The following is a 24656-nucleotide window of genomic DNA, read 5'->3' on the forward strand; positions in this document are numbered from 1 at the left end:
TGAGTCTATGGAAGGGAGAGCCCGGATAGCGATCGAGGCCGTGCACCCGCAGATCGACTGCGGCAGGTTCGCGGTGCAGCGGGTCAGCGGCGACCAGATGGTGGTGCAGGCCGACGTCTTCAGCGACGGCCACGACGAGGTCGTGGCGCTGCTTTTGTACCGCCGGATGGGCGAGGAGCAGTGGCAGGAAAACGTCATGCGGCGCCTGGACAACGACCGCTGGGAGGGGAGCTTCGTCCTGGGCGAGCCGGGCTTCTACCAGTACACCCTGATGGGGTGGGTCGACCACTTCCGTACCTGGCAGCGGGACCTGCAAAAGAGGTTCGAGGCGGGGCAGGACGTGGCGGTCGACCTCCAAATCGGCGCGCAGATCCTGGAACAGGCGGTCGGGGAGGCCGACGAGGGGGATGCGGCGCGGCTGCGCGAGGCGGCAGCGGCGCTCTCGGCGCAACAGGAGCAGGAAGGCGCGGTGGCGCTGGGGCTCGATTCCCGGCTTTCCGACCTGGTCAGCACCTGCTGCGCCCGGGGGCTCGCCACCCGCTATCACAAGGAATTGGTGGTCCGGGTGGACCGGAAGAAGGCGCTTTTCAGCAGCTGGTACGAGCTCTTCCCGCGCTCGCTGGGGGGCGAGGGGCGTCACGGGACGCTGCGCGACTGCATCGCGCTTCTGCCGGACGTCGCGGAACTGGGCTTCGATGTCCTCTACCTTCCCCCGATTCACCCCATCGGCTCCAGCAAACGCAAGGGGAAGGCCAACGCGGTCGAGGCGCAGCCGGGCGACCCTGGCAGCCCGTGGGCCATCGGTTCCGAGGCAGGGGGGCACAAGGCGGTGCACCCGGAACTGGGGACCCTGGACGATTTCCGGGACCTGGTGCGCGAGGCGGAAAAGCAGGGGATCGAGATCGCCCTGGACCTCGCCTTCCAGTGCTCGCCGGACCACCCCTACCTGAAGGAACACCCTGAGTGGTTCAGGTGGCGCCCGGACGGCACCGTGCAGTACGCCGAGAATCCCCCCAAGAAGTACCAGGATATCGTGCCGATAAACTTCGAGACCCCGCAGTGGGAGGAACTCTGGCAGGAGCTGAAGTCGATCGTCTTCTTCTGGATGGACCAGGGGGTGCGCATCTTCCGGGTGGACAACCCGCACACGAAACCCTTCCCCATGTGGGAGTGGCTGATCGACCAGGCAAAGGAGAAGTCCCAGGACGTCATCTTCCTCGCCGAGGCGTTCACCAGGCCCAAGATCATGGCCCGGCTGGCCAAGATCGGCTTCACCCAGTCCTACAGCTACTTCTCCTGGCGCAACAGCAAGGCCGAGCTGACCGAGTACCTGACCGAGCTGACCCGCGGGGACACCAGGGAATTCATGCGCCCGAACTTCTGGCCCAACACGCCGGACATCCTGACCGAGTACCTGCAGTACGGCGGCCGCCCCGCCTTCATGATCCGGCTCGTGCTCGCCGCCACGCTCTCCTCCAACTACGGCATCTACGGCCCGGTGTACGAGCTCTGTGTGGGGAAACCGGAAAAGGCAGGCTCCGAGGAATATTTCGAGGCCGAGAAGTACGAGATCCGGCGGTGGGACCGGAAAGGCCCCGGCAACATCCGGGAGCTGATCGTCACGCTGAACCGGATCCGCCGCGATCACGTGGCGCTGCAGCAGACCAACAACGTCACCTTCCTCGCGTCCGACGACGACAGCGTCCTCTTCTACGCGAAGATCGGGACACAGAAGAAGGGGGCGCTGCTGATCGCGGTGAACCTCGATCCGTTCCGGGTTCGGACCGCGCGCCTCAGCCTGCCGCTGGAGCTGTTCGGCGTCCTGCCGGGGCAGTCGTACCTGCTGCACGACCTGATCGGCGGCGATCACTCGATCTGGCAGGGGGAGACCACCACCGTCCGGCTCGACCCGCAGGTGAACCCGGCCTGCATCTACCGGATCAGCACCTGGCAGCGCCGGGAGTCCGATTTCGACTACTACTTTTGACAACTTCTCCCCCTCCCTTGACGGGAGGGGGCGGGGGGGAGGGTGACGGCGGCAGCGGCAGGATGGCAGGCCATGGCACCTTCCCCCACCCCCTGACCCCCTCCCGCAAGGGGAGGGGGAACGAGGACTTAACAGCAGCACGTGGGGTGAGTCATGCCATTTCGAAACGAGAAGAACCCGCTCTGGTTCAAGGACGCCGTCATCTACGAGGTGCACATCAAGAGCTTTTGCGATTCCAACGGGGACGGTATCGGGGACTTTCGGGGGCTGACCCAGAAGCTCCCGTACCTGCGCGACCTGGGCATCACCGCGGTCTGGGTGCTCCCCTTCTACCCCTCGCCGCTGCGCGACGACGGCTACGACATCGCCGACTACCGCAGCGTCCACCCGGACTACGGCACCCTGCGCGATTTCCAGGAGTTCCTCAAGGCCGCCCACGCCCTGGGGATGCGGGTCATCACCGAGCTGGTGCTGAACCACACCTCGGACCAGCACCCCTGGTTCCAGAAATCGCGCAGCGCCAAGCCCGGCTCCCCCTGGCGCGACTTCTACGTCTGGAGCGATACCCCCGACAAGTACCTGGACGCCCGCATCATTTTCAAGGACTTCGAGGTCTCCAACTGGACCCGCGATCCCGTCGCCAAGAGCTACTACTGGCACCGCTTCTACTCGCACCAGCCCGACCTGAACTACGACAACCCCCGGGTGCACGAGGCGATGTTCCGGGTCATCGACTTCTGGTTCGGCATGGGGGTGGACGGCCTGCGACTGGACGCGGTCCCCTATCTGTACGAGCGCGAGGGGACCAACTGCGAAAACCTCCCGGAAACCTACGAGTTCCTGACGAAGCTGCGCGCCTACATCGACGCGAAATACCAGGACAAGATGCTGCTCGCCGAGGCGAACCAGTGGCCCGAGGATGCCGCCTCCTACTTCGGCGGGGGCGCCGCCTGCCACATGGCCTTCCATTTCCCGCTCATGCCCCGCATGTTCATGGCGCTGCAGATGGAGGATTCCTTCCCCATCGTCAACATCCTGCAGCAGACCCCGGCCATCCCGCAGCAGTGCCAGTGGGCCATGTTCCTGAGAAACCACGACGAGCTCACCCTGGAGATGGTGACCGACGAGGAGCGGGACTACATGTACCGGATCTACGCCCGCGACCCCCGCGCCCGCATCAACCTGGGCATCCGGCGCCGCCTGGCGCCGCTCATGGGGGACGACCGGCGCAAGATCGAGCTGATGAACGTGCTCCTGTTCACCATGCCCGGCACCCCCATCATCTACTACGGCGACGAGATCGGCATGGGGGACAACTACTACCTGGGCGACCGCAACGGCGTGCGCACCCCGATGCAGTGGAGTCCCGACCGCAACGCCGGCTTCTCGCCGGCCAACCCGCAAAAGCTCTACCTCCCCACCATCATCGACCCCGAGTATCACTACGAGGCGCGCAACGTCGAGAACCAGGCCAAGAACCCTTCGTCGCTGCTGTGGTGGATGAAGCGGATGATCGACCTCAGGAAGCGGTTCCGGGCCTTCGGCTGGGGAACGCTGGAATTCATCCCGCTGGACAACCCCAAGGTGCTGGCCATGCTGCGCCAGTACGATGACCAGACCATTCTCGTACTGATCAACCTTTCCCGGTCCACCCAGTTCGTGCAGGTGAACCAGCCCCGCTTCGTGGGGTTCTACCCGGAGGAGATGTTCAGCCGCAACCGCTTTCCCTCCATCAAGGATTCCCCCTATGGCGTGATCCTCGGGCCCTACGACTACCACCTGCTTCTTTTGACCGACGGACGCGAGAAGACCAAGCCCCGCGAGGAGGGGGGGCTGGAGGAGATCGCGGTGACGGGAGGGTGGGAGAACGTGCTGAGGGCGGCCGGGCTGCGCCAGCTGGAGCAATCGGTCCTGCCGGACTACCTCAGGAAGTCGCGCTGGTTCCAGGGCAAGAGCCGCATCATGGTGCGCTTTTCGGTGCTGGACCGGCTCCAGGTGGCGATCGACGGCTCTTCGGCGGTGCTCACCTTCCTGGAGGTGACCTACAGCGAAGGGGCTCCCGAGGTCTATCTCCTGCCGCTGCATTACCTTCCCATGGACGGGGGGGGCGAGACGGTGCTGGGCGACTCGCCCGAGGCCGTGATCTGCCTGCTCAAGGTGGGGGACCGCCAGGGTGTGCTCTACGACGGGTTGTACAACTCGCACCTGCGCTGGATCCTCTTCGAACTGATCTGGCGCAGGAAGACCGTGCGCGGCGACAGCGGCAGGCTCTCGGGACGCCCCGCTTCCGGCATGGCCGCGCTCATGGAAGGGAAGCAGCCCCCGTTCTCCTCCCTGGTGGGGAAGTCGGAACAGAGCAACAGCTCGGTCGTTTTCGAGAAGAGTTTCTTCTTCAAGATGTACCGCCGCATGGAGGAAGGAGCCCATCCCGAGGTGGAGATCGGCACCTTCCTGGACCGGGTGCGCTTCCCGCACGTGGCGCCTCTGGCAGGCTCTCTGGAGTACCGGCGCGGCAGCGGCGAGAGCTTCGCGCTGGGGCTTTTGCAGGGATTCGTGCCCAACCAGGGGGACGCCTGGACCTTCACCCTGGGCGAGGTCGGGCAGTTCGTGGACCGGGTGCTCGCCCACCGCGAAGAGAGCAGGAAGTCGGGGCTGGAGCCTCATCCCGGCAACGAGTCCAGCGGCTATACCCCGGCCCTGCTGGAACTGATCCAGGGCTTCTACCCCGATATGGTCGCCCTGATCGGCAGGCGCACCGCCGAGTTTCACCTCGCCCTCTCTTCGCGCACCGATGATGCCGATTTCGCCGCGGAGCCCTTCGCGCTCCTCTACCAACGCTCGGTGTACCAGTCCATGCGCAGCCGCAGCAAAAAGATCTTCGACCTGCTGCGCAAGAACATGGCCCGGATCCCGCAGCACGTCGCCGGCGACGCCGAAGGGCTCCTTGCCCTGGAGAACGAGGTGCTCGGGGTCTTCCAGAAGTTCATGCTGCGCAAGTTCGGCGCCATGAAGACCCGCATCCACGGCGATTACCATCTGGGCCAACTGCTCTACACCGGCGACAACTTCCTGATCATCGACCTGGAAGGCGAACCGATCAAATCGCTGAGCGAGCGCAGGATCAAGCAGTCGCCGCTTAAGGACGTGGCGGGGATGGTGCGTTCCTTCCACTACGCGGCGCACGCCGTCATCATGCAGCGCACCCAGGTGCGCGACGAGGATATCGCCTACCTGCTCCCCTGGGTGCAGGCCTGGTACCGCTACAACGCCTCGGTGTTCATCAAGGCCTACCGGGAGGCGGTGGCGGGGGCGCGGTTCATGCCGACCGCGGAGGACGAGGTCGACATCATGCTGCAGACCTTCATGCTGGACAAGGCGATCTACGAACTGGGCTACGAGCTCAACAACCGTCCGGAGTGGGTCTCGATACCGCTCTCCGGCATTCTCGACCTCCTGGCGCAGGTGGCCACCGGGCCGGAGGGGCGCTGAAAAAGGGGAGAACGTCATGAGAAAATGGCAGATGTCGGTCGTGGTGTTGGCAGTGCTGGCTGCCCTGCCGGCGGGTGCGGAACAGCGGATCTTTCGGGCGAAGCTTTCGGGGCAGCAGGAGGTTCCAGCGGTGAAGACGCCGGCGCGGGGGGATATCAAGATGATCTACGCGGACGGCGAGATGAGTTACGAACTGAACGTGAGCAGGATAACGAGCCCGGTCGCGGCGCACATCCATCACGGCAAACCGGGGCAGAACGGCCCCCCGCTGGTTGGGCTGTTCGGTGGCCCCACGAAGATGGGCAAGTTCAAGGGGATCCTTGCCGAGGGGCTCATCACCAACGAGAACCTGATTGGCGAACTGGAGGGGAAAACGGTCGAGGACCTCGTCCGTATCATCGATGCCGGCGAGGCGTACGTTGATGTGCCGACGGTGACGTACCCGATGGGCGAGATACGGGGGCAGATCAAGTAATTTCGTTCTAGCTGAGCCTGTTGCCTGGGCGTACCCTCCCCCGGAGGGGGAGGGACAGGGAGGGGGAACACCGGCCGCCAGAGCCTTCCCCCCTCCCAACCTCCCCCCTCCGGGGGGAGGAGCTGTCACCGCTACCCGGTAGTAGCGCTATGATTTTGCAGCTTCCCCCTTCGCCTTTTGCTGCGATTCCGCTTTCGAATGGGTGCCGCGCTCGGCGGCATGTTCCCCTTCCACCTTTTCACCCGGCTCTTTCCCTTCCTCCGAACTGTGCTCGATCACCGCGTTGATGACGGCACCCGCCAGGATGATCAGTCCGCTGAGATAGAGCCACAACAGGAGCACGATCACGGCCCCGATGCTGCCGTAGGTCTTGTCGTAGGAACCGAAGTTGTTGATGTAGTAGGAGAAGCCGAAGGACATCACGACCCAGCAGGGGATGGCGACTACCGCCCCCGGGCTGATCCATTTCCACGCGTGCTCCACGTCCGGGGTGAAGTAGTAGATGACCGCGACGGCGAGTACCAGGAGGAACAGGGTGACAGGGATCAGGCCGATCACGAAACCGATCTTGAAGGCGACGCCGAAGTTGATCAGCCCGGCGATGAAGTTGGCGATCTTGACCCCGAACATGAGCAGGACCATCGCACACAAAATGAGCAGGGAAAGGCCGACCACCAGCCCAATCGCGGTCAGACGCACTTTCCAGAACGGCCTCCCCTCCTTGACGTCGTAGAGGTTGTTCATGGCGTCCATGACCGAAACGATGGCGTTGGAGGAAGCCCACAGCGCCAGCAGGATGCCGAAGGATAGCAGTCCTTCCTTCTTGTTCATGAACAGCGCCCGTATGTTGCTTTCGATCAGGGAGAACGCCTCGGATGGGAGAAACTTGGCCGCGTTGGCCAGCATGTAGTCCATGAGGTGCGGGATGGGGAGGTAGCCGATCAAGGTGGTGAGAAAGAGCAGGAACGGAAACGACGCGAACAGGAAGTAATAGGCCATGGCGGCGGCGTGTTCGGGGCAATCCTCGTCGCTGAACTTGTGGTAGACCTTCTTGGCCAGGTCCATGTAGCTGGCGTCACCCAGTTTGAAGTAGCTGCGCAGTGAGAACATGGTCGACTCCTTTTGACGGCACTCTCCCCCTCCCTTGACGGGAGGGGGCCGGGGGGGTGGGTGAAGTAGCCATGACGGTCGGAGGTGGCAACCTCCCTCCACCCCCTTACCCCCTCCCTTGACGGGAGGGGGGATGGTGTACCGTCTGTCCGCAGCAGATTGTCATATGCCGGCAGCGCTAGACACGGGAACGGTATCTGCCGTCAACCCGTTCTACGTAGGCCGAATCGTGAGGCTGTTCATTGTTTTGCTCGATGGCACGGTCGCTGGAGCGGGTGAGGAACGACGGGGCCAGCCTGGAGCGGCTGTCCCAGCCGGGATGCTGCCGGTTGTCGGCGGGCGCCGCCGGGCCGGGGAGCATCCTGGCTGCCACCCCGGCGGCTACTGATGTCATTTCCGGAAATAGGGCATTGGCGGCGTGCAGCAGGCGGGCAGGCCAGTTGATGATCAGGCGGGCTTGGCCGTAGCGACATGCCTCGATGATCTTATGCGCCGCGGCCGGTGCCGCGGTGGAAAGCGCGGGGTTGGCGCCCGAAATGGCGAACCAGGCGAATTCTTTCTGGTGCTGTCCCTTGAAATTGGCATTGATATGGGAGCCCGTGCGCATGAGGCCGGGGGCGACGGTGGTGACGTAGATGCCATCCTTGGCGAGCTCGGCGCGGAAGCCGTCGGAGAGGCCGGTCAGGGCGAACTTGCCCATGGTGTAGGCCAAAAGGTGCGGCACCGCCACCAGCCCCCCTATCGAGGAGACGTTGACGATGCGCCCGCTCCTGCGCCGCTGCATGTGCGGCGCCACGGCGCGGATCATGTGGTAGGGCCCCCAGGCGTGCACGTCCATGGACTCCTGGAAGTCCTTCAGCTCCAGGTTTTCGAAAGGCGCAACCTGGATGACGCCGGCGACGTTGATCAGAACGTCGATACTGCGGCGCAGCTCGATAACGGCCGCCACGGCCTCCTCGACCTGCTGGCGCACCCCGATGTCGCAGGGGAAGGTGATCACATCGCCGCCGGCGCGGGCCAGCTCGGCGCGGGCGCGCTCCAACTCGTCAGGCCGGCGCGCCAAAAGCACCAGTCTCGCCCCTTCCTTGACCAACTGCCGGGCGATTTCGAGCCCGAGGCCCCGCGAGCCGCCGGCAATCACCACTGTCTTGCCCATAAAGTCGATGCGGCGCGCGCGGCGGCGCATGCTCCAGAGGAAAAAAGCGGCCCCGGCTCCCAACATCGCCAAGGCCAGCGAATTGCGACGGTCTGCAGATTTCATGAACGCTCCTTGTCAGGCTTCGGGGTTTTCGGCACCTGCCTTTGGTTGCCCCCCCTCCCGCAAATCCTTTAACCTCCGACGATGGTGCCGCCGTTGGGGTGCATGATCTGGCCGGTCATGTAGGCTCCGCCTTCCGAGGCGAGGAAGACGTAGCTGTGCGCCACCTCCACCGGCTGCCCGGCACGCTTGAGCGGCACCTCCGTACCGAACTTTTCCGTCTTCTCCTCGGGGAAGGTGCCGGGTATGAGCGGCGTCCAGATCGGCCCCGGCGCGACGCCGTTGACCAGTATCCCTTTCTCGGCCAGCGACAGTGCCAGCGACCGGGTAAAGGCGACGATGGCCCCCTTGGTGGACGAGTAGTCGAGCAGCATCGGGCTTCCCTTGAAGGCGGTGACCGAGGTGGTGTTGATGATGCGGGCGCCTTCCTTCAGGTGCTTGAGCGCCGCCTTGGTCAGGAAGAAGTAGGAGAAGATGTTGGTGCGGAAGGTCCGCTCCAGCTGTTCCGCCGAGATCTGCTCGAGGCTCTCGCAGTAGTGCTGCTCGGCGGCGTTGTTCACCAGGATGTCCAGCTTCCCGAAGGCCCCGATGGTCTTGCCGACGATGTCGATGCAGAGCTGCTCCTGCCCCACGTCGCCGCGAAAGGCGAGGCAGCGCACCCCCTCCCGCTCCACGATGTCGCGGGTCTCCCTGGCGTCCTGGTCCTCTTCGAGATAGGCGAAGGCGATGTTGGCGCCCTCCCGGGCGAAGGCGATGGCCACGGCGCGGCCGATGCCGCTGTCGCCCCCGGTGATGAGGGCGGTTTTCCCTTGGAGCTTGGCAGAGCCGCGGTATTCGAACTCGCCGCTTTGCGGTCTCGGTTTCATCTCGGCTTCGCTGGCCGGCTGCTCCTGGCGCTGGCGCGGGAACGGCTTTTCCTCTTGCGGGGTCATCTGTACCTCCTCCATGGTTTGCTGGTTCAAGTACGTCTGGAAAGCTTGACCTTGTTCCCCCCTCCCCTTGCGGGAGGGGGCTAGGGGGTGGGGGAAGCTGCCATCAATTTCCATGTCTTGCGGCTTCACCCACCCCCCGTCCCCCTCCCGGCAAGGGAGGGGGGGCTGCCAAGCTTTGCGGCTCAGCCGGCGCTTGCCTGTTCGGAGCCCGGTGTGGCTGCGGCTCCCTGAGCCTGAGGGTTCAACACAATTTTGATGCAGGCATCCTGCTTGTTAAGGAAGGTCTTGTACCCCCTGGGGGCCTCCTCGAGCGGCAGCCGGTGCGTGATGATCGAGGACGGATTCAGCTGCTGCTCCTGTACCAGCTTGAGCAGGTGCGGCAGGTACTTGTGCACGTGGGCCTGCCCCGCATGCAGGGTGAGCCCCTTGGCGAAGATGGCGCCCATGGGGAACTTGTCGATGAAGCCGCTGTAGACCCCGACGATGGAGAGCGTTCCCCCCTTGCGGCAGGCCTTGGTCAGCTGGCGCAGCGCCGAGGCCCGGTCGTTTTCCAGCCTGAGCGTCTGCTTCACCGAGTCGTAGATCCCCTCGATGCCGGTTCCGACCGCTTCCAGGCCCACCGCGTCGATGCAGGAGTCGGGGCCGCGTCCGCCGGTCATGTTCTGCAGCGCCTCCGCCACGTCCACCTCTTCGTAGTTCAGCACCTCGGCCTGGCACTGGGAGTGGGCCATCTGCAGGCGGTCGGGGAAGCGGTCTATGCCGATCACCCGCTCGGCTCCCAGGTGCCGCGCCGACATCATCGCCATCAGCCCCACCGGCCCGCAGCCCCAGACGGCGACGGTGTCGCCGGGGTTGATGTTGCAGTTGTCGGCGGCCTGGTAGCCGGTCGGACAGATGTCGGTCAACAGCACCACCTGCTCGTAGGGGATGCCGTCCGGTATCTTCTCGAGCCCCACGTCCGCGAACGGGACCCGGACATACTCGGCCTGGCCGCCGGAGAAGCCGCCGTACATGTGCGAGTAGCCGAAGATGCCCCCCCCCGTGTCGCCGTAAAGGTGCTCCAGCATCCATGAGTTGGGGTTACTGTTGTCGCACAGGGACCACAGCTCGTGCTTGCAGTACCAGCAGACGCCGCAGGAGATCGGGAAGGGGACGATGACCCGGTCCCCGACGTGGAAGCGGGTGACGCCGCTGCCCGCCTCGACGACCTCACCGACGAACTCGTGCCCCAGGATGTCCCCCTTCTTCATGGTGGGGACGTAGCCGTTGTACAGGTGCAGGTCGGAGCCGCAGATGCAGGTCAGCGCGACCTTGACGATGACATCTCCCTTGCTGACGATTTGCGGGTCCGCTACCTCGTCGACCCGCACGTCGTGTTTGCCGTGCCAGCATACCGCCCTCATATTCCCTCCTTGCCCCGCGCCCGGTGGCGGCGGGGAATCGGTTTATTGGACCGTGCGCCTTGCCGTGGTCTCCTCGCCCACTTCCAGGATCTGCTTCAGCCTTTTCAGATCTTCCTCGAGTTGCTGCGAGTTGATCCCCTGGGCGAGTTTCGCCGCCGCTCTCCCCGCTCCGCCGCCGGGCGGGTAGTAGTCGATGGTCACCTTCACCTCGGTTCCCCGGTATCCCGGGGCCTCCCTGAACTCCACGCTCCCCTTGTTGGGGACGTCCGCTTCGCCCACGGAGTGCCAGCTGATCTGCTGCCCCGGCACGTCCTCCATCATCTCGGCGTCCCATTCCGCGCTGATGCCGCCCGGGCCGACCGCTTTCCAGTGCGAGGTGCGGGCACCGGTCACCTGTACCGACTCCAGGTGCCTCATGAAGCGCGGCAGGTTCTCCAGGTTGCGCCAGAACTCGTAGACCTCGTTCGGCGGCAGCCCTATGGTCACCGCCTTCTCTATGGTCAGCGCGGAGTTGTGCGTGTGCACGGTGTCGACCCCCATGGCGTCGTAGATCCCGCAGTGCCCGGTCTGCCCCCGGTACAGGAACATCCCGCCGGCGAGCATCATGGCGAGCCCCGAGGCGTAATTTCTCTTGCTGATGCACCTGAGTCCCGAAACCGCCAGGGCCGCGCCGCCGATGACGGACGCCTTCCGCTCGGCGGGCCCCACGTTTACCCGTGTCTCTCTTCGCCATTCTCTCGACTGGCTGCGCTCGGTTTCACTCGGATCCATGCTTTATCCTCCCTTGGAAGCTGATGGCGCTTGTTCTTATTAAGGTGCCGGGGGTTTTGAATTAGAACAAACTAACATAGCAGGAGGCGATTGCAACAGGGTGGTGGGAAATATGGGGAAGGTGGGGGTAGGGGGTGGTTGTAGGTGCCACATGTGCGGTCATGGCAAGGTCACCCACCCCCCTGCCCCCTCCCGTCAAGGGAGGGGGAGAGCTGGCAGCGGCCCGATTTTGACCCGTGGCGAAGGTAGAGACAGAAGGCGGGAGAGGGGTAGCGAGGCGGAGAGCGGTGGAGAGCGCCGCTACGCAGCTTCTTTCCGCTTCTGCTTAAGGCTCTCTTTCAACAGGGCCATCATGTCGGCCACCTTAGGCGGCGGCGCTGCCTTGGCCGGAGCGGGCTGGCGCCCCTGCGCCTTCTCTTCGATCATCTTTTTAAGGTCGTCGATGTACTGATCCCTGTACTTCGCAGGGTCGAACTTGACCGTCAACTGGTCGATCAGGGACAACGCCAGGGACACTTCCTGCTCACGCACGTTCTCGTTGCCCGGCAACTTGAGGTCCGCGGCGTCGCGCACCTCCTCGGCATACCGGATCTGGTTCAAGACGAGCAGGTCGTCCAGAGGCCTGACGATGCCGAGGCTGCCCCGGTTTCTCAGGACATAATAGGCGACGCCCACTTTTCCTGAACGTTTCAACGCCTCCCGGAGCAGCGCATACGCTTTTGGCCCACTCTTGTCCGGTTCGAGGTAGTAGGGCTTTTCGAAGAATCGGGTGTCTATCTCTCTCTCATCGATGAAATCAACGATGTCGATCAAATGGGTCTTCTCAAGGCTGGCGTTTTCAAAGTCTTGGTCTGTGAGGACGATGTACTCGCCGTCGCTGTACTCGTACCCTTTTACGATTTCCTCGTAAGGGACTTCCTTGTTGTCGGTCTTGCAGACCCGCAGGTACTTGATCGGGCAGAGATCATTCTTGCGCAGCATATCCAGATCAAGCGAATTGCTCTGGGAGCCGCTGTAGAGTTTCACCGGGATGTTCACCAGCCCGAAACTTATCGAACCAGACCACATAGCTCTCATGTCTGACCTCCTCGGAAGCTGACTTTCTTAGGCACGGTGCCGGGTTCAGGCACAGCTGGAATTTTACCATGATTACCGGCCGGGGTAGGGGGAAAGCGCCCGCCACGATTGACAACAGGCAGGCAATGCATACATTTATTAACGTGCTTTCATCATAGATGTACCCCTCCAACTGTAACCTCTGGAGATTGTTATGGTTGAACCGAACGAGCCGGTGCCGCAGGGCACCCGTCGCATGCCGGCGATACCGAAGGTGCTGCTCTGGATCGTGGGGATCATCGTCTCCCTGGTCCTGATCGCCTTCATAGCCAGCTTCTTCATCGACGAACCGCTGCGGCGCACCACGGAACGGCGCATGAACCAGAGTCTCAAGGGGTACAAGGTACGGCTCCCAAAGCTGCACTTCAGCCTGATCGGACTCTCCATCACCTTGAAAGGTTTGACCATTTCCCAGGAGGCACACCCCCAGCCCCCGGTGGCGGAGTTCCCCTATCTGAGGGCCAGCGTGCAGTGGCGCGAGATCCTGTCCGGCAAGCTGGTCGGAGACATGACGCTGAAGGGCCCCAAGGTCCACGTCAACCTGCTGCAGCTCAAAGCCGAGGCGGCCAGCAAGGTCCCCATGAAGCAGAAGGGGTGGCAACAGGCGTTCGAGGCCATCTATCCCCTGAAGATCAACCTCCTGAAGATCAGCGACGGCAGTCTCACCTACATCGATGAGGATCCCAAGAGACCGCTGAAACTCTCCAACCTGAGCCTTTCGGCCAACAACATCCGCAACATACACCTGCCCGACAAGGTGTACCCCTCGGACTTCCAGTTGGAGACCGACATCTTCGGTAGTGGACACGGACGCGTGGAGGGGCGGGCGAACTTCCTGGCGGAACCGACCCCCGCGGTGAAGGCCGCCATCGAACTGGCCAAGGTCCCCCTCGCCTACTTCGCCCAGTTGGCGGCCCGCTCCAACCTCAGGATCGAAGGGGGCGTCCTGAGTGCGAGCGGCGACGTGGAGTACGGCCGCAAGGTACAGACTGCCCGGTTCAAAAAACTCACCATACACGGCGTCAAACTCGATTACATCCACACCGCCGCGACGGCCCGCGCGGAAGCGAGAAGGGCGGAGAAGGTGAAGCAGGCCGCGAAGGAAGTAAGCAACAAGCCGAACCTGATCCTGACCATCGAGCACTTCAGCCTGACCGACGCCAATGTCGGGTTCATCAACACCTACGGGGGGAAGAAAGTCCGCCTGTTCCTTTCGGAGGCGAACCTCTTCCTCGACAACTTCTCCAACCAGTTCTCCAAGGGGCCGGCCAAGGCCAGGATGTCAGGCAAATTCATGGGAAGCGGCGCCACCCAGGCGACTGCCACCTTCCGCCCCGAGGACAAGGGGCCGGACCTGGACCTCTACCTCAAAATCGACAACACGCAGCTGGTTTCGCTGAACGACCTGTTGCGCAGCTACGGCAACTTCGACGTCACTGCCGGCACCTTCTCGCTGGTCACGGAACTGCACGTGAAAAACAACAGGGTGAACGGTTACATCAAGCCCTTCTTCAAGGACATGAAGGTGTACGACCGGCGCCAGGACAAAAACAAAGGGTTCTTCCACCGGGTCTACGAAATGCTGGTCGGGGGGATCGCCAAGCTGCTGGAAAACAGGCCCCATGACCAGGTGGCGACTAAGGCGGACATTTCAGGTTCGCTGCAAAACCCGAAAACCAGCACTTGGCAGGTCGTGCTGGAACTGATCCGCAATGCCTTCATCAAAGCCATTCTGCCTACCTTCGAGAGGGACGTAAACGCGCTGGGCAAACACAAGTGATGCAACAGCAGCAGATTCCCAAGGGAAAAAGGAGGAAGTCATGAGGTTGATACTGCTTGTGATCGTGATCTTGCTGCTCGTCGGTTCACTCCCCACCTGGCCCTACAGCGCCGGATGGGGTTACTACCCAAGCGGGGGCTTGGGGCTGGTCCTGCTGATCCTGCTGATCCTGGTGCTATTGGGACGCATCTAGAGGGTCGCGCGCGGGACGAGGGAGGAGAAGGAGATGGCCAAATACGGGAAGAAGGCGCAGGAGACGGTGCACGAGGTGATGGACAAGTTCAAAAAGGGGGAGCTCAAAAGTGGTGGCAGTGGCAAAAAGGTGACCGACCGCAAGCAGGCGGTGGCCATCGGTCTTTCGGAGGCGCGCGAGAAGGGAGCCAAGGTGCCTGAGCCTCCGAAGAAGAAGTAAAACCAGGCACCGCAATCAGGCAGCACCAGAAAAGGAGGTTCATCATGGCAAAAAACACGGCAGTTTTCGGCATCTACCGCAGCCGCGACAGCGTAGAACAGGCAGTTGATTCGCTGCGCGCGGCGGACTTCCGCAACACCGACATCTCGGTCCTGTTCTCCGAGAACGTAGGCACCAAGGACTTCGCCCATGAAAAACACACCAAGGTCCCCGAAGGCTCGACGGCGGGCGCGGGCACCGGTGCGGTCATCGGCGGGGCCTTGGGGTGGCTTTCCGGCATCGGTGCCTTGGCCATCCCGGGTGTAGGTCCGTTCATCGCGGCAGGCCCGATCGTCGCGGCGCTGGCCGGTGTGGGCGCAGGCGGGGTGATCGGCGGCATCGCGGGGGCGCTCATCGGCATGGGCATCCCGGAGTACGAGGCCAAGCGGTACGAGGGTCGCGTGAAGGAAGGGGGCATCCTGCTTTCGGTCCACTGCGACAACGCGGACTGGAAAAAGCGCGCCATCGAGATCCTGAAGCAGACCGGTGCGACCGACATCGGGTCGGAAGGCGAGTCCAAGGCGGACTTCGCCAGCTCCGACAAGCCCAAGCCGAGGGGCATGGCATAGGAGCGGTACCTGACAAACAGGGCAGTTGCAACGTGGGGGCGAACGGAAGTTCGCCCCTACATGTATGAGTTCAAGCTATCGTGACGCCAAAAAGGAGACACGCAGATGCCTACCAGCCAAAAGCCGAGCGAGTCGCACAGCCATGCGGAGATGACCATCTTCGATGTGCTGAAACAGGACCACGAAAAGGCGCGTTACCTTTTCGACAAGGCGGAAAAAGCCGGGAGGAAGGAGATTTCATCGCTGCAGAAGCTCTTCTCCCAGTTGCAGGAAGAGCTCGAGCTGCACATGGAGGGAGAGGAACGCTTTTTCTACAGCGTCCTGGAGCAGAACGAGGAAATGCGCGACAAGGTGCTGCAGGCCTTCGAGGAGCACCAGGTGACCAAGACCATGCTGGGGACCTTCCAGTCCCTGGCGGTGGATGACGAGCGCTGGGTGGCGAAGTTGAAGGTACTGAGCGAGATCGTGGAGCACCACATGCAGGAAGAAGAAAAAGAGATTTTCAAACTCGCCCGGAAAGCACTGGGCAAGGAGCAGCAGCACGAAATCGCCCTGGCTTTTCAAAGAAGCAAGCGGGAGGGGCGCAAGCCCTCACGAGGAGCGCCGGTCGAGGGATAGCATAGACCACGGCAGACGGCAAGGGCGCCGCGTCAGTGTGAACTCACTGCCGCGGCGCCTTTTTTTTGTATGACTTTCGAAAAATCTTACTTGTGTGAGAGTTAATGTATGCTATAAAATGATTTCTAGCTCAGAGGTGTGACGCAGCAATGTCACAACTCGCCCCCTCTGGTCTCAAAACCTTCGCTTTCAGGCGCTATGAGCGCAGCAGTATCGGCTAAATAACGGTCTGTGACAGAGCTGGCCAAGCCGATATCGGGCAGTGGCAAAATGAGCTGAAGACTGTACTGTAGCAGAGCCAGGGTGATGAGTAATAGAAATATATATTAAAAATTTACTAATTTGTCGTGTGGGATAACCGCCGAATCACCACCCCACGTCTGACAGTGAAAGGACCCTGAATGGCAGTTTTTGGAGGCGCTATGCAAGACGCTGAGATTTTGCTGGTCGAAGATAACAGCAATTGCGAAGAACTCGCCTTGCGGGCCCTGAAAAAAGCGGGCTATGACAAGGTGACGGTTGCGCGCGACGGGGCCGAAGCGTTGGGGATGCTCCTGGGAGAGGGGACGCCCCCGGGCGAGCACCATGAACCCAATTTCGTACTGCTGGACATGAAGCTGCCGAAGATCGACGGCGTCGGGGTACTGCAGCGGTTGCGCAGCAACGACCGCACCAAGGCCCTCAAGGTCTTTGCCCTCTCCTCCTCGGAAGATCCCAAGGACCTGGAGCAGTGCAGGAGCCTGGGGGTGCTGGCCGTTCTGCCCAAGCCGCTCAATCCCGAGCTGCTCAAGCGGTGGCTGCACTGAAACGGCGCCACTGCCGGTTGTTATTCCGCTGAAATGGGGACGCTGAGCGCGTCCTCGATGACGATTTCCAATTCCGCCAGCGCGGTTTCCTTGAGCCCCAGCACCTGTGCCTCTCCAGAGGCGAAGAGCAGGACCGAAGGGTCGCGGTTCATTCCGATGCCCAGCTTCCGGCAGGCCAGGTTCGCGAGCCGCACCATGGCCAGCAGGACGTTCGCCTGGTCCCAGCGCTCCTGCTGGTGCCCGGCGACGATGTCGCAGTAGATCTGCGGCATCTGCCACTGCACCATGAGCTGGTGTCCCTGCTCTACGTGCAGCGTCGAGAGTACCTCCCGCAGCACGGCCTGACTGGTCACCCCACTGAAATGCCTCTCACGGCACACCTCCTCCATGCACTTCAGGAGGAACAGTTTACCCAGGTCGTGTAGCAGTCCTCCCAGGAAGGCCTCCTGTGCCTGCGCTGCGAACCCCACTTTTTGCGCCAACCACTTGCTCCCCACCGCACAACAGAAGGAGTGTTTCCAGAGTGTCTGCATGACGGCGTTGTAACGCGTGTCGTTGGAACGGTACAGGTCCTGCTGCGTCGTGACCATGGCCAGGTTTGCCACCTCGTTGGCGCCCAGCCTGATGATCGCTTCCCGGATGGTGCTCACCTTGGTGAGGCCGGCGTAGAAGGCCGAGTTGGCCGCCCTGAGGACGCCTGTGGCGATACCGGGATCGGCGTTCAGTAGCTGGTGCACCTCCTTGATGTCGAAGTCCGGGCGCGCCAGTGCCTGCTGCAGCCTGACGGCCACGGCGTGAAACACCGGAATGCTGAGGGTTCCCTCGGCGAGCCGCGCCCTGATCACCTCGACGATGGAGGTTTGCTGGTTCATGTCAGCTGCTCTCCTTGCTGTGTGCATCTCTTTCTCTTGCTCCTCAGTACCCGAGGATGCGCCGCAGTTCCATGAGTGGCCTGGGCGTCCCTATCCGTGGGAGGTCGCGCAGCACCTCCTGGACCGAGATCAACCCGTTGGCCGCCTTGACGAGGCCGTCCTCGAACAGGGTGACCAACCCGGAGGTTTCCATGCTCAGCCTGCGGATCTCGGCGGAGGACCTGTTCTGCAGGATGGCCTCCTTCACCGGCTCGTTCAGAACCAGGAGCTCGAAGACGGCGCTTCTCCCCTTGAAGCCGGTGAAGCGGCAGTTGGTGCATCCCCTCCCGGCGCGGAAGCTGGCGCCGGCCAGGTCCTTGGCCGACATCCCCATCCTGCCGTACTCGGCCGGCGCCGGGATGTAGGGCTCCGCGCAGTCGTTGCAGACCAGGCGCAGCAGGCGCTGCGCGACCACGCAGACCACGGTGGAGGAGATCAAAAACGACTCGATCTGCATGTTCATCAGGCGCAAAAGGCCGCCGATGCTGTCCTCGGTGTGGAAGGTGGTAAGCACCTTGTGGCCGGTCAGGGCGGCCTGGATCGCGGTTTCGGCGGAGAAGGTGTCGCGGATCTCGCCGAGGACGATCACGTCCGGGTCCTGGCGCACCATGTGGCGCAGGGTCTCCTCGAAGGTGACCCCGATCTTGTTGTTAATGGAGCACTGGGACACCCCCTCGATCACGTACTCCACCGGGTCCTCGGCCGTGATGATGCTGGTGTTGATGTTATTGAGGTGGCTGACGCAGCCGTAGAGGGTCGAGGTTTTGCCGCTGCCGGTGGGACCGGTGATGATCATGACCCCGGACGGGGTTTCCAGGGCGTCTTCCATGAACTGCCTGAGCATGCGCGGCGCCATGCCGATCTGCGAGACCTCGAGAATCGCCTCCTTCTTGTTCAGAAGGCGCAGCACGATCTTCTCGCCGAAGATGGTGATGTAGAAGGAGACGCGCATGTCGAGGTTGAAGCCGTGCAACCGGCTCTCGTAGATGATGCGCCCGTCCTGGTGGCGCCTCTTCTCGGCGATGTCGGCCTGGGCCATGACCTTGATGCGCGAGGAGAGCTGCGGCGCGAGGTCGAGCGACAGCTCCATGTGCGGCATCATGACCCCATCGTGGCGCAGCCGTATCCGGAGCCGGTCCCGGAGCGGCTCGATGTGGATGTCGCTGGCCCCCATGGTCATGGCGTCGTCGAAGAGCTTGTTGATCATCCCCACCACGGTGCTCTCGTCGGGGATGGCTGCATCGTCACCGGCGGTCTTTTGCGCCGCGGCGATGGCGGAAAGGATGGCGGTCCGGGTTGCGATGGCGGGCTTCACGTTCCTGCCGAAGATCTTCTCGGCAGACAGGCGGGAGTACTTCTCCAGCGGGTTGGCGAATGCCACCAGCGTGTTCCCGTCCTGGTCCGCGAAGTAGGGGACGAAGAGCTCGTCTCTGAAAACCTCGAAGGGGGCCTTGGCGAACAGCTTGCGGTCCAGCTTGCGGAATTCAAGCTCCGCCATGGGGAAGCCGAGCTGGAAGGACAGCACCTCGGTCAGCCTGCGCTCCTCGATGAACCCCTTCTCGACGATGATGTCGCCGAGCATCTTGCGCGGCGTCCCCCCTTCCTTCTGCAGGTTCAGCGCAGTCAGCAGCTCGCTCTGCTTCAGATAGCCTAGTTCGACCAGCAGATCGCCTATCCTGATGGAAAGGCTGTTCTCGCGCAGGGTGCGCACCACGTCGTCGCGCTTTATGTACTCCAGTTCCTGGAGGACATCGATCAGCGTCTTCGTGGACTGCAACTTCCCGTGCACGCGCTGGGCGTAGAGGAGTTGCTGTTTGGTGATGACGCCGGTGGCAACCAGGAGATCTACGATCTGGCCGGCGCCATGGGCGGCTGAGGCATCCTTGTGGTGTTTTTTCATCTTTGTTCCGGGGGCGACTGTCTGACCTGCCGTTATACCGCGCCAAAAAAACAAAAGGTCCCCGCTAGCTGCAGCGGAGACCTCGAAACGACGGGACGCAAACTAATGAGCTGGAGCTAGCTCCCTTTCTTATCGTCATCCGGGCGACCGGCTTTAATCTCAATTTCGTCCTTGCCGCTGGAAGCCTTCTTGAAGTTCCTGATGCTCTTGCCGAGCGCGCCGCCGATCTCGGGGAGACGGCCGGCACCGAACACCACGAGCACGATCACCAGGATAATAATGAGCTCCGGCATTCCGAATCCAAACATGTGACCTCCCTTTGTGAATTGCGTAAGATGCTGCAGTATCGCACAGGGGCCGCAGAAAAATCAACATTTCCATTAATAGCGCCATAAGAGCAAAATTATTAAAAAATTATTGTAAACGGGTTCAAAGTTTGATACAAACATGTGCCCCCTATCTGTGTAGCAAGGAGGACTGTCGTGAACAAGATGATCCTGCTGGTCGAGGACAACCCCGACGATGAAGCTTTAACCCTTAGGGCGATACGCAAGCACATGCCCTACGGCATCGTGGTGGCGCGCGACGGCGCCGAGGCGCTGGAGCACCTGTTCGGCACCGGGCGCAACGCCGGAGTGGGGCAGGCGCTGACGCCGCTTCTGGTACTGCTCGACCTGAAGCTTCCCAAGGTGAACGGCCTGGAGGTCTTGCGGCGCATGAGGGAGGAGGCGAGGACCCGCTCCATCCCGGTGATCGTGTTCACCTCGTCCACCGAGGAGCAGGATATCCTGGACAGCTATCGCCTGGGCGCCAACAGCTACATCCGGAAACCGGTGGATTACGGCCAGTTCTGCGAAAATATGAAGCAGGTGATGAACTACTGGCTGAGCGTGAACCAGCTCCCCCCGCAACGGACCTGCGCCGCGGTCTGATCCCCCTGTTGCCAAGGCGCACCTCATCCTGTTAATATCCTGCGCATGGACAAATTCGAACTGGTAACCGGTTTCCAGGCGCGGGGCGACCAGCCGCGCGCCATCGAAGAGCTTTCCGAAGGGGTGCTGCGCGGCGACCAGCACCAGGTCCTGCTCGGGGTCACCGGCTCCGGCAAGACCTTCACCATGGCGCAGGTCATCGCCTCGTGCAACCGCCCCGCCCTCGTGCTCGCTCCCAACAAGACCCTCGCGGCCCAGCTCTACGGCGAGTTCAAGGAGCTCTTCCCAAACAACGCCGTCGAATACTTCGTTTCCTACTACGATTACTACCAGCCCGAAGCCTACATCCCCTCCTCGGACACCTTCATCGAGAAGGACTCCTCGATCAACGACGAGATCGACAAATTCCGCCATGCCGCGACCAGGAGCCTGTTGACCCGGCGCGACGTGATCATCGTCGCCTCGGTTTCCTGCATCTACGGCATCGGCTCGCCGGAATCGTACCAGGAGATGCAGATCCGGGTGCGCGAGGGGGACGATCTCGGCCGCGACGAGCTGTTGAAGCGCCTGGTGGAGATCCAGTACGAGAGAAACGACGTCGACTTCCACCGCGGCAGCTTCCGGGTGCGCGGCGACACCGTCGAGGTGTTCCCTGCTCACGATGACGAGCGCGCCATCCGCATCGAGTTCTGGGGCGACACCGTGGAGGCGATCTCGGAGATCGACCCGCTGCGCGGCGTGCAGCTCCAGAAACTGCCGCGTTTCGCCATCTACCCGGCGTCGCACTACGTGGCGAGCCGCCAGACCCTGGAGCGGGCCGTCGAGCAGATCCGGCTCGAACTGGAGGAGCGCATCCGCTACTTCAAGGAGCAGAACATGCTCCTGGAGGCGCAGCGCATCGAGCAGCGCACCTTCTTCGACATCGAGATGATGGAGCAGATGGGCTTTTGCCAGGGGATCGAGAACTATTCCAGGCACTTCGACGGGCGCCAGGCGGGGGAGCCCCCCTACACGCTCATCGACTACTTCCCCGATGATTTCCTGCTGGTGGTGGACGAGTCGCACATCACCGTGTCGCAGGTGGGTGGGATGTATCGCGGCGACCGGAGCCGCAAGGAAACCCTGGTCAACTTCGGCTTCCGGCTCCCCTCGGCCCTGGACAACCGGCCGCTTACCTTCCAGGAGTTCACCCGGAAGCTGAACCAGACCATCTACGTCTCGGCGACCCCAGCGGAGTACGAGCTGAAGATGTCCGGGGGCGTCGTGGTGGAGCAGCTGATCCGCCCCACCGGCCTCATCGATCCGGTTATCGAGGTGCGTCCCGCGGCGGGGCAGGTGGACGATCTGCTGCACGAGGTCCGTCTCACCGCCGAGCGGGGCGAGCGCATCCTGGTCACCACCCTCACCAAGAGGATGGCGGAGGAGCTTACCGACTACTACCGCGAACTCGGTATCCGGGTGCGTTACCTGCACTCCGACATCGACACCTTCCAGCGCATGGAGATCCTGCGCGATTTGCGGCTGGGCGAATTCGACGTGCTGGTCGGCATAAACCTGCTGCGCGAGGGGCTTGACCTCCCCGAGGTGTCGTTGGTCGCCATCCTTGACGCCGACAAGGAAGGGTTCCTGCGTTCGACCCGCTCCCTGATCCAGACCTGCGGTCGCGCCGCGAGGAACGTGTCCGGGCGGGTGCTCATGTACGCCGACAAGATAACCGGGTCGATGAAGGATGCCATCGACGAGACCATCAGGCGCCGTGAGCTGCAGCAGGCCTACAACGAGGAGCACGGCATCACGCCCGAGAGTGTGAAGAGGCTGATCGCCAACGTGCTGCAGGCACCCGAGGAGAAGGACTATGTCACGGTGCCGGTGAAGGGGGAGGATTTCCTCAATCCCAAGGACCTGGAGAAGACGCTGAAGCGGTTGAAGAAGGAGATGCTGGCCGCCGCCAAGGCCCAAGAGTTCGAGCGGGCGGCGGAGCTGCGCGACAAGATCAAGCGGCTCGAGGTGGCGGAAATTACCAAAGGCAATTGACGATTGACAATGGACAATTGACAACGAAAGGCAATTGACAACGAAAAAGCCCCTCGGTCCCGTTGCGGGAGAGGGGCTTTAATTATGAGCAGAAGGGACAGGCTCCGTTTAGATGCCTGTCCCTCTAGCGGGACGCTCCATTCCGCGAAGCCACCTTACCCAAGCCTAAGGGGACAGGCACCTGGCGGAGCCAGTCCCCCTCCTTCGGTGAAGGGCTTCAAGGGGAAGGAAACCTTATTCCGGCGCGCCTCCGGGTTTTCTGCGCCGTCTTCTCCTGCGTCGCTTTTTCTTGGCACCCTCGGCGGCTGCCGCCTCGCCTTTGGGGTGGGGCGCGGACTCTACTCCCTCCGCCTGCTGGGCGGCGAAGCGCTCCCACCACTCGGCCAGAGATCGCTTGGGAGGGGTAAGCTGCTCCATGAAATGCAGATACTGGAGGGCATCACGGAAGGCGGGACGTGCCACCACGCCGCGGCCGTTTCGCCCCGGTGTCTTCTGGAAGCGATGCTGCAGGTTCAGGATGTCACGTACCGTGACCAGCACCCGGTTCGGGACCGAGACGGTTGGGGTAAGTTCGCCGGCAAAGGCGGCCACCGCGGCGTCGGTCGCCTGCTGCGGGGGAAGCCCCTCGTCACGGAACTGCGCCACCTTCTCCTCCAGGTACTCGCCGAACATGAGGGCGATCAGCAGTGGCGGCGTCACGGCTATCCCCTGGCCGATCTGGTCGTCGGCCCATTCGAGCGCCTTGCCCACACGGACGTGGGGATAGCAGTCCGATTCACGGGAAAGCCAGGCGTCGAAATGGGGGAAGAGCGGCTCAAACAGCCCGCTGTGGCGCAACATCTGGTAGGTCCGCTCGCCGGCGCCCATGAGGAGCAGTTTCAGCACCTCCTCGTAAAGGCGCGGCGGGGTCGCCTTGTTGATGGTGCCGCACAGGGCCTCGATGGCGGCCTCGGTGCGCGGTTCGATGTTGAAGCCGAGCATGGAGGCGAACCGGATGGCGCGGATCATGCGCACGGGGTCTTCGGTGAAGCGGACCATGGGGTCGCCGATGGTGCGGATCAGACCGTTCTTAAGATCCTCCATGCCGCCCACGTGGTCGATGATGGAGAAGTCGGCGATGTTGTAGAACAGGGCGTTAACGGTGAAATCCCGCCGAACGGCATCCTCTTCCGGCGTGCCGAACACGTTGTCCCGGAGCACCATGCCGTCCTCGCTCTTCAAGATGGGAGGACCGTGGTGGTGCCGGCGCCTTCTCCGGTCGCGCTCCTCTTCGAGTTGCTCCGCCTCGGAAGGAGCCTCCACCGGTTCCTCGGGCAGCGCCTCGGCGGCTTCTTCCTGGGCTGCTTCGGCGGCATCGACGGTGGAGCGGAAGGTGGCGACTTCGATGATCTCGTCGTGGAAGTGAATGTGGGCGAGGCGGAAGCGGCGGCCGATCAGGCGGCAGTTGCGGAACAGCTTCTTGAGCTGGTTGGGGGTTGCGTCGGTAACGACGTCGAAGTCCTTGGGTTCGCGCCCGAGGAGCAGGTCCCTGACGCCGCCGCCCACCAGGTAGGCGATGAAGCCGTGCTCCCGGAGCTTGTAGAGCACCTTGACACCGTTGGGACTCAATAAGGACCGGGAGATTGAATGCTCCGCGCGCGGGATGATGATTTTTTCCATGTTAGTGTTCATTCGCGGGAAATTAGCATAAATCCGCTGCAAAGGCAAAGGGTGCGGAGTTGATTTTATTGACTTTGGTCATGACTAAAGTGGATTTGTTCTGCTATGGTGGCGACCATGGAAAAGAGAGCGAAGCAGGAAAAAGATATCAGGGTCCTGGAAACCTTCATCGGCTGCTACTGCCGCAGCAAGCACAAAAGCCCGAAGGGTGTGCTCTGTGAGGAGTGCTCAGTGCTTCTGGCCTATGCCAGGACGAAGCGGGAGAAATGCCCTCTCGACCCCAAGCCCACGTGCAAGCACTGTCACGTGCACTGCTACGGCAAGGCGCAGCGCGCCAGGATCCGCGAGATCATGGCCTACTCGGGAAAACACTTGATGCTGCGCGGCCGCCTCGATCTGCTCTGGCATTACTTTTTTTAGAGGACGTTCTACGTTCTAGGTTCTACGTTCTACGT

At 62.4% G+C, this 24656-nt stretch carries 22 protein-coding genes; 12 read left to right on the top strand and 10 right to left on the bottom strand.

The window, feature by feature from the left end; translation table 11 throughout:
• Positions 1-7: 7 nt before the first annotated feature.
• The 3 genes from KP004_RS20285 to KP004_RS20295 all read left to right on the top strand — a co-directional run bounded on the left by KP004_RS20285 (position 8) and on the right by KP004_RS20295 (position 5951).
• Positions 8-1987, top strand: a complete 1980-nt coding sequence (locus tag KP004_RS20285) for an alpha-1,4-glucan--maltose-1-phosphate maltosyltransferase (protein ID WP_216800183.1) — start codon at positions 8-10, stop codon at positions 1985-1987.
• Positions 1988-2140: 153 nt separating this feature from the next.
• Entirely contained in the window at positions 2141-5476 is a 3336-nt protein-coding gene (gene treS / locus KP004_RS20290; RefSeq protein WP_216800184.1) for a maltose alpha-D-glucosyltransferase, read from the top strand.
• Between the two features lie 16 nt (positions 5477-5492).
• Entirely contained in the window at positions 5493-5951 is a 459-nt protein-coding gene (locus tag KP004_RS20295; RefSeq protein ID WP_216800185.1) for a CHRD domain-containing protein, read from the top strand.
• Between the two features lie 147 nt (positions 5952-6098).
• Here the strand turns inward: KP004_RS20295 and KP004_RS20300 are convergent, their stop codons facing one another.
• The 6 genes from KP004_RS20300 to ku all read right to left on the bottom strand — a co-directional run bounded on the left by KP004_RS20300 (position 6099) and on the right by ku (position 12502).
• On the bottom strand, positions 6099-7061 hold the full coding sequence (locus KP004_RS20300) for a YihY/virulence factor BrkB family protein (protein WP_216800186.1): 963 nt from the start codon (positions 7059-7061) through the stop codon (positions 6099-6101).
• 178 nt (positions 7062-7239) lie between these two features.
• Positions 7240-8322, bottom strand: a complete 1083-nt coding sequence (locus KP004_RS20305; RefSeq protein WP_216800187.1) for an SDR family NAD(P)-dependent oxidoreductase — start codon at positions 8320-8322, stop codon at positions 7240-7242.
• A gap of 68 nt (positions 8323-8390) precedes the next feature.
• The gene (locus tag KP004_RS20310) at positions 8391-9251 is read right to left on the bottom strand and encodes an SDR family oxidoreductase (protein ID WP_216800188.1); all 861 of its coding nucleotides are present in this window, start codon (positions 9249-9251) and stop codon (positions 8391-8393) included.
• 182 nt (positions 9252-9433) lie between these two features.
• Positions 9434-10654, bottom strand: a complete 1221-nt coding sequence (locus KP004_RS20315) for a zinc-dependent alcohol dehydrogenase (protein WP_216800189.1) — start codon at positions 10652-10654, stop codon at positions 9434-9436.
• Positions 10655-10696: 42 nt separating this feature from the next.
• Positions 10697-11425, bottom strand: a complete 729-nt coding sequence (locus KP004_RS20320) for an SRPBCC family protein (protein ID WP_216800190.1) — start codon at positions 11423-11425, stop codon at positions 10697-10699.
• Positions 11426-11725: 300 nt separating this feature from the next.
• Entirely contained in the window at positions 11726-12502 is a 777-nt protein-coding gene (gene ku, locus KP004_RS20325) for a non-homologous end joining protein Ku (RefSeq protein ID WP_216800191.1), read from the bottom strand.
• Positions 12503-12695: 193 nt separating this feature from the next.
• On the opposite strand from ku, the gene KP004_RS20330 reads away from it, so the two are divergent.
• The 6 genes from KP004_RS20330 to KP004_RS20355 all read left to right on the top strand — a co-directional run bounded on the left by KP004_RS20330 (position 12696) and on the right by KP004_RS20355 (position 16765).
• Positions 12696-14321, top strand: a complete 1626-nt coding sequence (locus tag KP004_RS20330; protein WP_216800192.1) for an AsmA family protein — start codon at positions 12696-12698, stop codon at positions 14319-14321.
• Between the two features lie 40 nt (positions 14322-14361).
• Positions 14362-14514, top strand: a complete 153-nt coding sequence (locus tag KP004_RS20335; protein ID WP_199393418.1) for a DUF3309 family protein — start codon at positions 14362-14364, stop codon at positions 14512-14514.
• Between the two features lie 33 nt (positions 14515-14547).
• Positions 14548-14733, top strand: coding sequence for a DUF6496 domain-containing protein (locus tag KP004_RS20340; RefSeq protein ID WP_129124983.1), 186 nt, complete (start codon positions 14548-14550; stop codon positions 14731-14733).
• 44 nt (positions 14734-14777) lie between these two features.
• Entirely contained in the window at positions 14778-15341 is a 564-nt protein-coding gene (locus tag KP004_RS20345; protein WP_216800193.1) for a quinol:electron acceptor oxidoreductase subunit ActD, read from the top strand.
• 105 nt (positions 15342-15446) lie between these two features.
• Complete coding sequence (locus tag KP004_RS20350) at positions 15447-15959, top strand: hemerythrin domain-containing protein (RefSeq protein WP_216800194.1); 513 nt, start codon at positions 15447-15449, stop codon at positions 15957-15959.
• A gap of 422 nt (positions 15960-16381) precedes the next feature.
• Positions 16382-16765, top strand: coding sequence for a response regulator (locus KP004_RS20355; RefSeq protein WP_216800195.1), 384 nt, complete (start codon positions 16382-16384; stop codon positions 16763-16765).
• A gap of 20 nt (positions 16766-16785) precedes the next feature.
• Here KP004_RS20355 and KP004_RS20360 read toward each other — a convergent pair whose 3' ends face one another.
• The 3 genes from KP004_RS20360 to KP004_RS20370 all read right to left on the bottom strand — a co-directional run bounded on the left by KP004_RS20360 (position 16786) and on the right by KP004_RS20370 (position 19884).
• Positions 16786-17637: an HDOD domain-containing protein gene (locus KP004_RS20360; RefSeq protein WP_216800196.1), complete on the bottom strand. Its 852-nt coding sequence runs from the start codon at positions 17635-17637 to the stop codon at positions 16786-16788.
• A gap of 43 nt (positions 17638-17680) precedes the next feature.
• Complete coding sequence (locus KP004_RS20365) at positions 17681-19576, bottom strand: GspE/PulE family protein (RefSeq protein WP_216800197.1); 1896 nt, start codon at positions 19574-19576, stop codon at positions 17681-17683.
• A gap of 116 nt (positions 19577-19692) precedes the next feature.
• Positions 19693-19884, bottom strand: a complete 192-nt coding sequence (locus KP004_RS20370; RefSeq protein ID WP_015718486.1) for a twin-arginine translocase TatA/TatE family subunit — start codon at positions 19882-19884, stop codon at positions 19693-19695.
• 174 nt (positions 19885-20058) lie between these two features.
• Here KP004_RS20370 and KP004_RS20375 point away from each other — a divergent pair, with 174 nt between their 5' ends.
• Positions 20059-20508: a response regulator gene (locus KP004_RS20375; protein ID WP_216800198.1), complete on the top strand. Its 450-nt coding sequence runs from the start codon at positions 20059-20061 to the stop codon at positions 20506-20508.
• 45 nt (positions 20509-20553) lie between these two features.
• On the top strand, positions 20554-22542 hold the full coding sequence (gene uvrB / locus KP004_RS20380; protein WP_216800199.1) for an excinuclease ABC subunit UvrB: 1989 nt from the start codon (positions 20554-20556) through the stop codon (positions 22540-22542).
• A gap of 234 nt (positions 22543-22776) precedes the next feature.
• Here the strand turns inward: uvrB and pcnB are convergent, their stop codons facing one another.
• Positions 22777-24213: a polynucleotide adenylyltransferase PcnB gene (gene pcnB, locus KP004_RS20385; RefSeq protein WP_216800200.1), complete on the bottom strand. Its 1437-nt coding sequence runs from the start codon at positions 24211-24213 to the stop codon at positions 22777-22779.
• 105 nt (positions 24214-24318) lie between these two features.
• On the opposite strand from pcnB, the gene KP004_RS20390 reads away from it, so the two are divergent.
• On the top strand, positions 24319-24621 hold the full coding sequence (locus tag KP004_RS20390) for a nitrous oxide-stimulated promoter family protein (protein WP_239026879.1): 303 nt from the start codon (positions 24319-24321) through the stop codon (positions 24619-24621).
• Positions 24622-24656: the final 35 nt, after the last annotated feature.

The organism is Geomonas oryzisoli, from assembly GCF_018986915.1.
Taxonomy (GTDB): domain Bacteria; phylum Desulfobacterota; class Desulfuromonadia; order Geobacterales; family Geobacteraceae; genus Geomonas; species Geomonas oryzisoli.

What these genes read in the sequence shown, in the direction of transcription:
- KP004_RS20360 (WP_216800196.1), bottom strand. Translation starts at nt 17,637, where the DNA reads ATGAACCAGCAAACCTCCATCGTCGAGGTGATCAGGGCGCGGCTCGCC.
- KP004_RS20340 (WP_129124983.1), top strand. Translation starts at nt 14,548, where the DNA reads ATGGCCAAATACGGGAAGAAGGCGCAGGAGACGGTGCACGAGGTGATG.
- treS (WP_216800184.1), top strand. Translation starts at nt 2,141, where the DNA reads ATGCCATTTCGAAACGAGAAGAACCCGCTCTGGTTCAAGGACGCCGTC.
- KP004_RS20295 (WP_216800185.1), top strand. Translation starts at nt 5,493, where the DNA reads ATGAGAAAATGGCAGATGTCGGTCGTGGTGTTGGCAGTGCTGGCTGCC.
- KP004_RS20350 (WP_216800194.1), top strand. Translation starts at nt 15,447, where the DNA reads ATGCCTACCAGCCAAAAGCCGAGCGAGTCGCACAGCCATGCGGAGATG.
- pcnB (WP_216800200.1), bottom strand. Translation starts at nt 24,213, where the DNA reads ATGAACACTAACATGGAAAAAATCATCATCCCGCGCGCGGAGCATTCA.
- KP004_RS20305 (WP_216800187.1), bottom strand. Translation starts at nt 8,322, where the DNA reads ATGAAATCTGCAGACCGTCGCAATTCGCTGGCCTTGGCGATGTTGGGA.
- KP004_RS20300 (WP_216800186.1), bottom strand. Translation starts at nt 7,061, where the DNA reads ATGTTCTCACTGCGCAGCTACTTCAAACTGGGTGACGCCAGCTACATG.
- KP004_RS20315 (WP_216800189.1), bottom strand. Translation starts at nt 10,654, where the DNA reads ATGAGGGCGGTATGCTGGCACGGCAAACACGACGTGCGGGTCGACGAG.
- KP004_RS20285 (WP_216800183.1), top strand. Translation starts at nt 8, where the DNA reads ATGGAAGGGAGAGCCCGGATAGCGATCGAGGCCGTGCACCCGCAGATC.
- KP004_RS20310 (WP_216800188.1), bottom strand. Translation starts at nt 9,251, where the DNA reads ATGACCCCGCAAGAGGAAAAGCCGTTCCCGCGCCAGCGCCAGGAGCAG.
- ku (WP_216800191.1), bottom strand. Translation starts at nt 12,502, where the DNA reads ATGAGAGCTATGTGGTCTGGTTCGATAAGTTTCGGGCTGGTGAACATC.
- KP004_RS20390 (WP_239026879.1), top strand. Translation starts at nt 24,319, where the DNA reads ATGGAAAAGAGAGCGAAGCAGGAAAAAGATATCAGGGTCCTGGAAACC.
- KP004_RS20355 (WP_216800195.1), top strand. Translation starts at nt 16,382, where the DNA reads ATGCAAGACGCTGAGATTTTGCTGGTCGAAGATAACAGCAATTGCGAA.
- KP004_RS20365 (WP_216800197.1), bottom strand. Translation starts at nt 19,576, where the DNA reads ATGAAAAAACACCACAAGGATGCCTCAGCCGCCCATGGCGCCGGCCAG.
- KP004_RS20335 (WP_199393418.1), top strand. Translation starts at nt 14,362, where the DNA reads ATGAGGTTGATACTGCTTGTGATCGTGATCTTGCTGCTCGTCGGTTCA.
- KP004_RS20345 (WP_216800193.1), top strand. Translation starts at nt 14,778, where the DNA reads ATGGCAAAAAACACGGCAGTTTTCGGCATCTACCGCAGCCGCGACAGC.
- KP004_RS20370 (WP_015718486.1), bottom strand. Translation starts at nt 19,884, where the DNA reads ATGTTTGGATTCGGAATGCCGGAGCTCATTATTATCCTGGTGATCGTG.
- KP004_RS20320 (WP_216800190.1), bottom strand. Translation starts at nt 11,425, where the DNA reads ATGGATCCGAGTGAAACCGAGCGCAGCCAGTCGAGAGAATGGCGAAGA.
- uvrB (WP_216800199.1), top strand. Translation starts at nt 20,554, where the DNA reads ATGGACAAATTCGAACTGGTAACCGGTTTCCAGGCGCGGGGCGACCAG.
- KP004_RS20330 (WP_216800192.1), top strand. Translation starts at nt 12,696, where the DNA reads ATGGTTGAACCGAACGAGCCGGTGCCGCAGGGCACCCGTCGCATGCCG.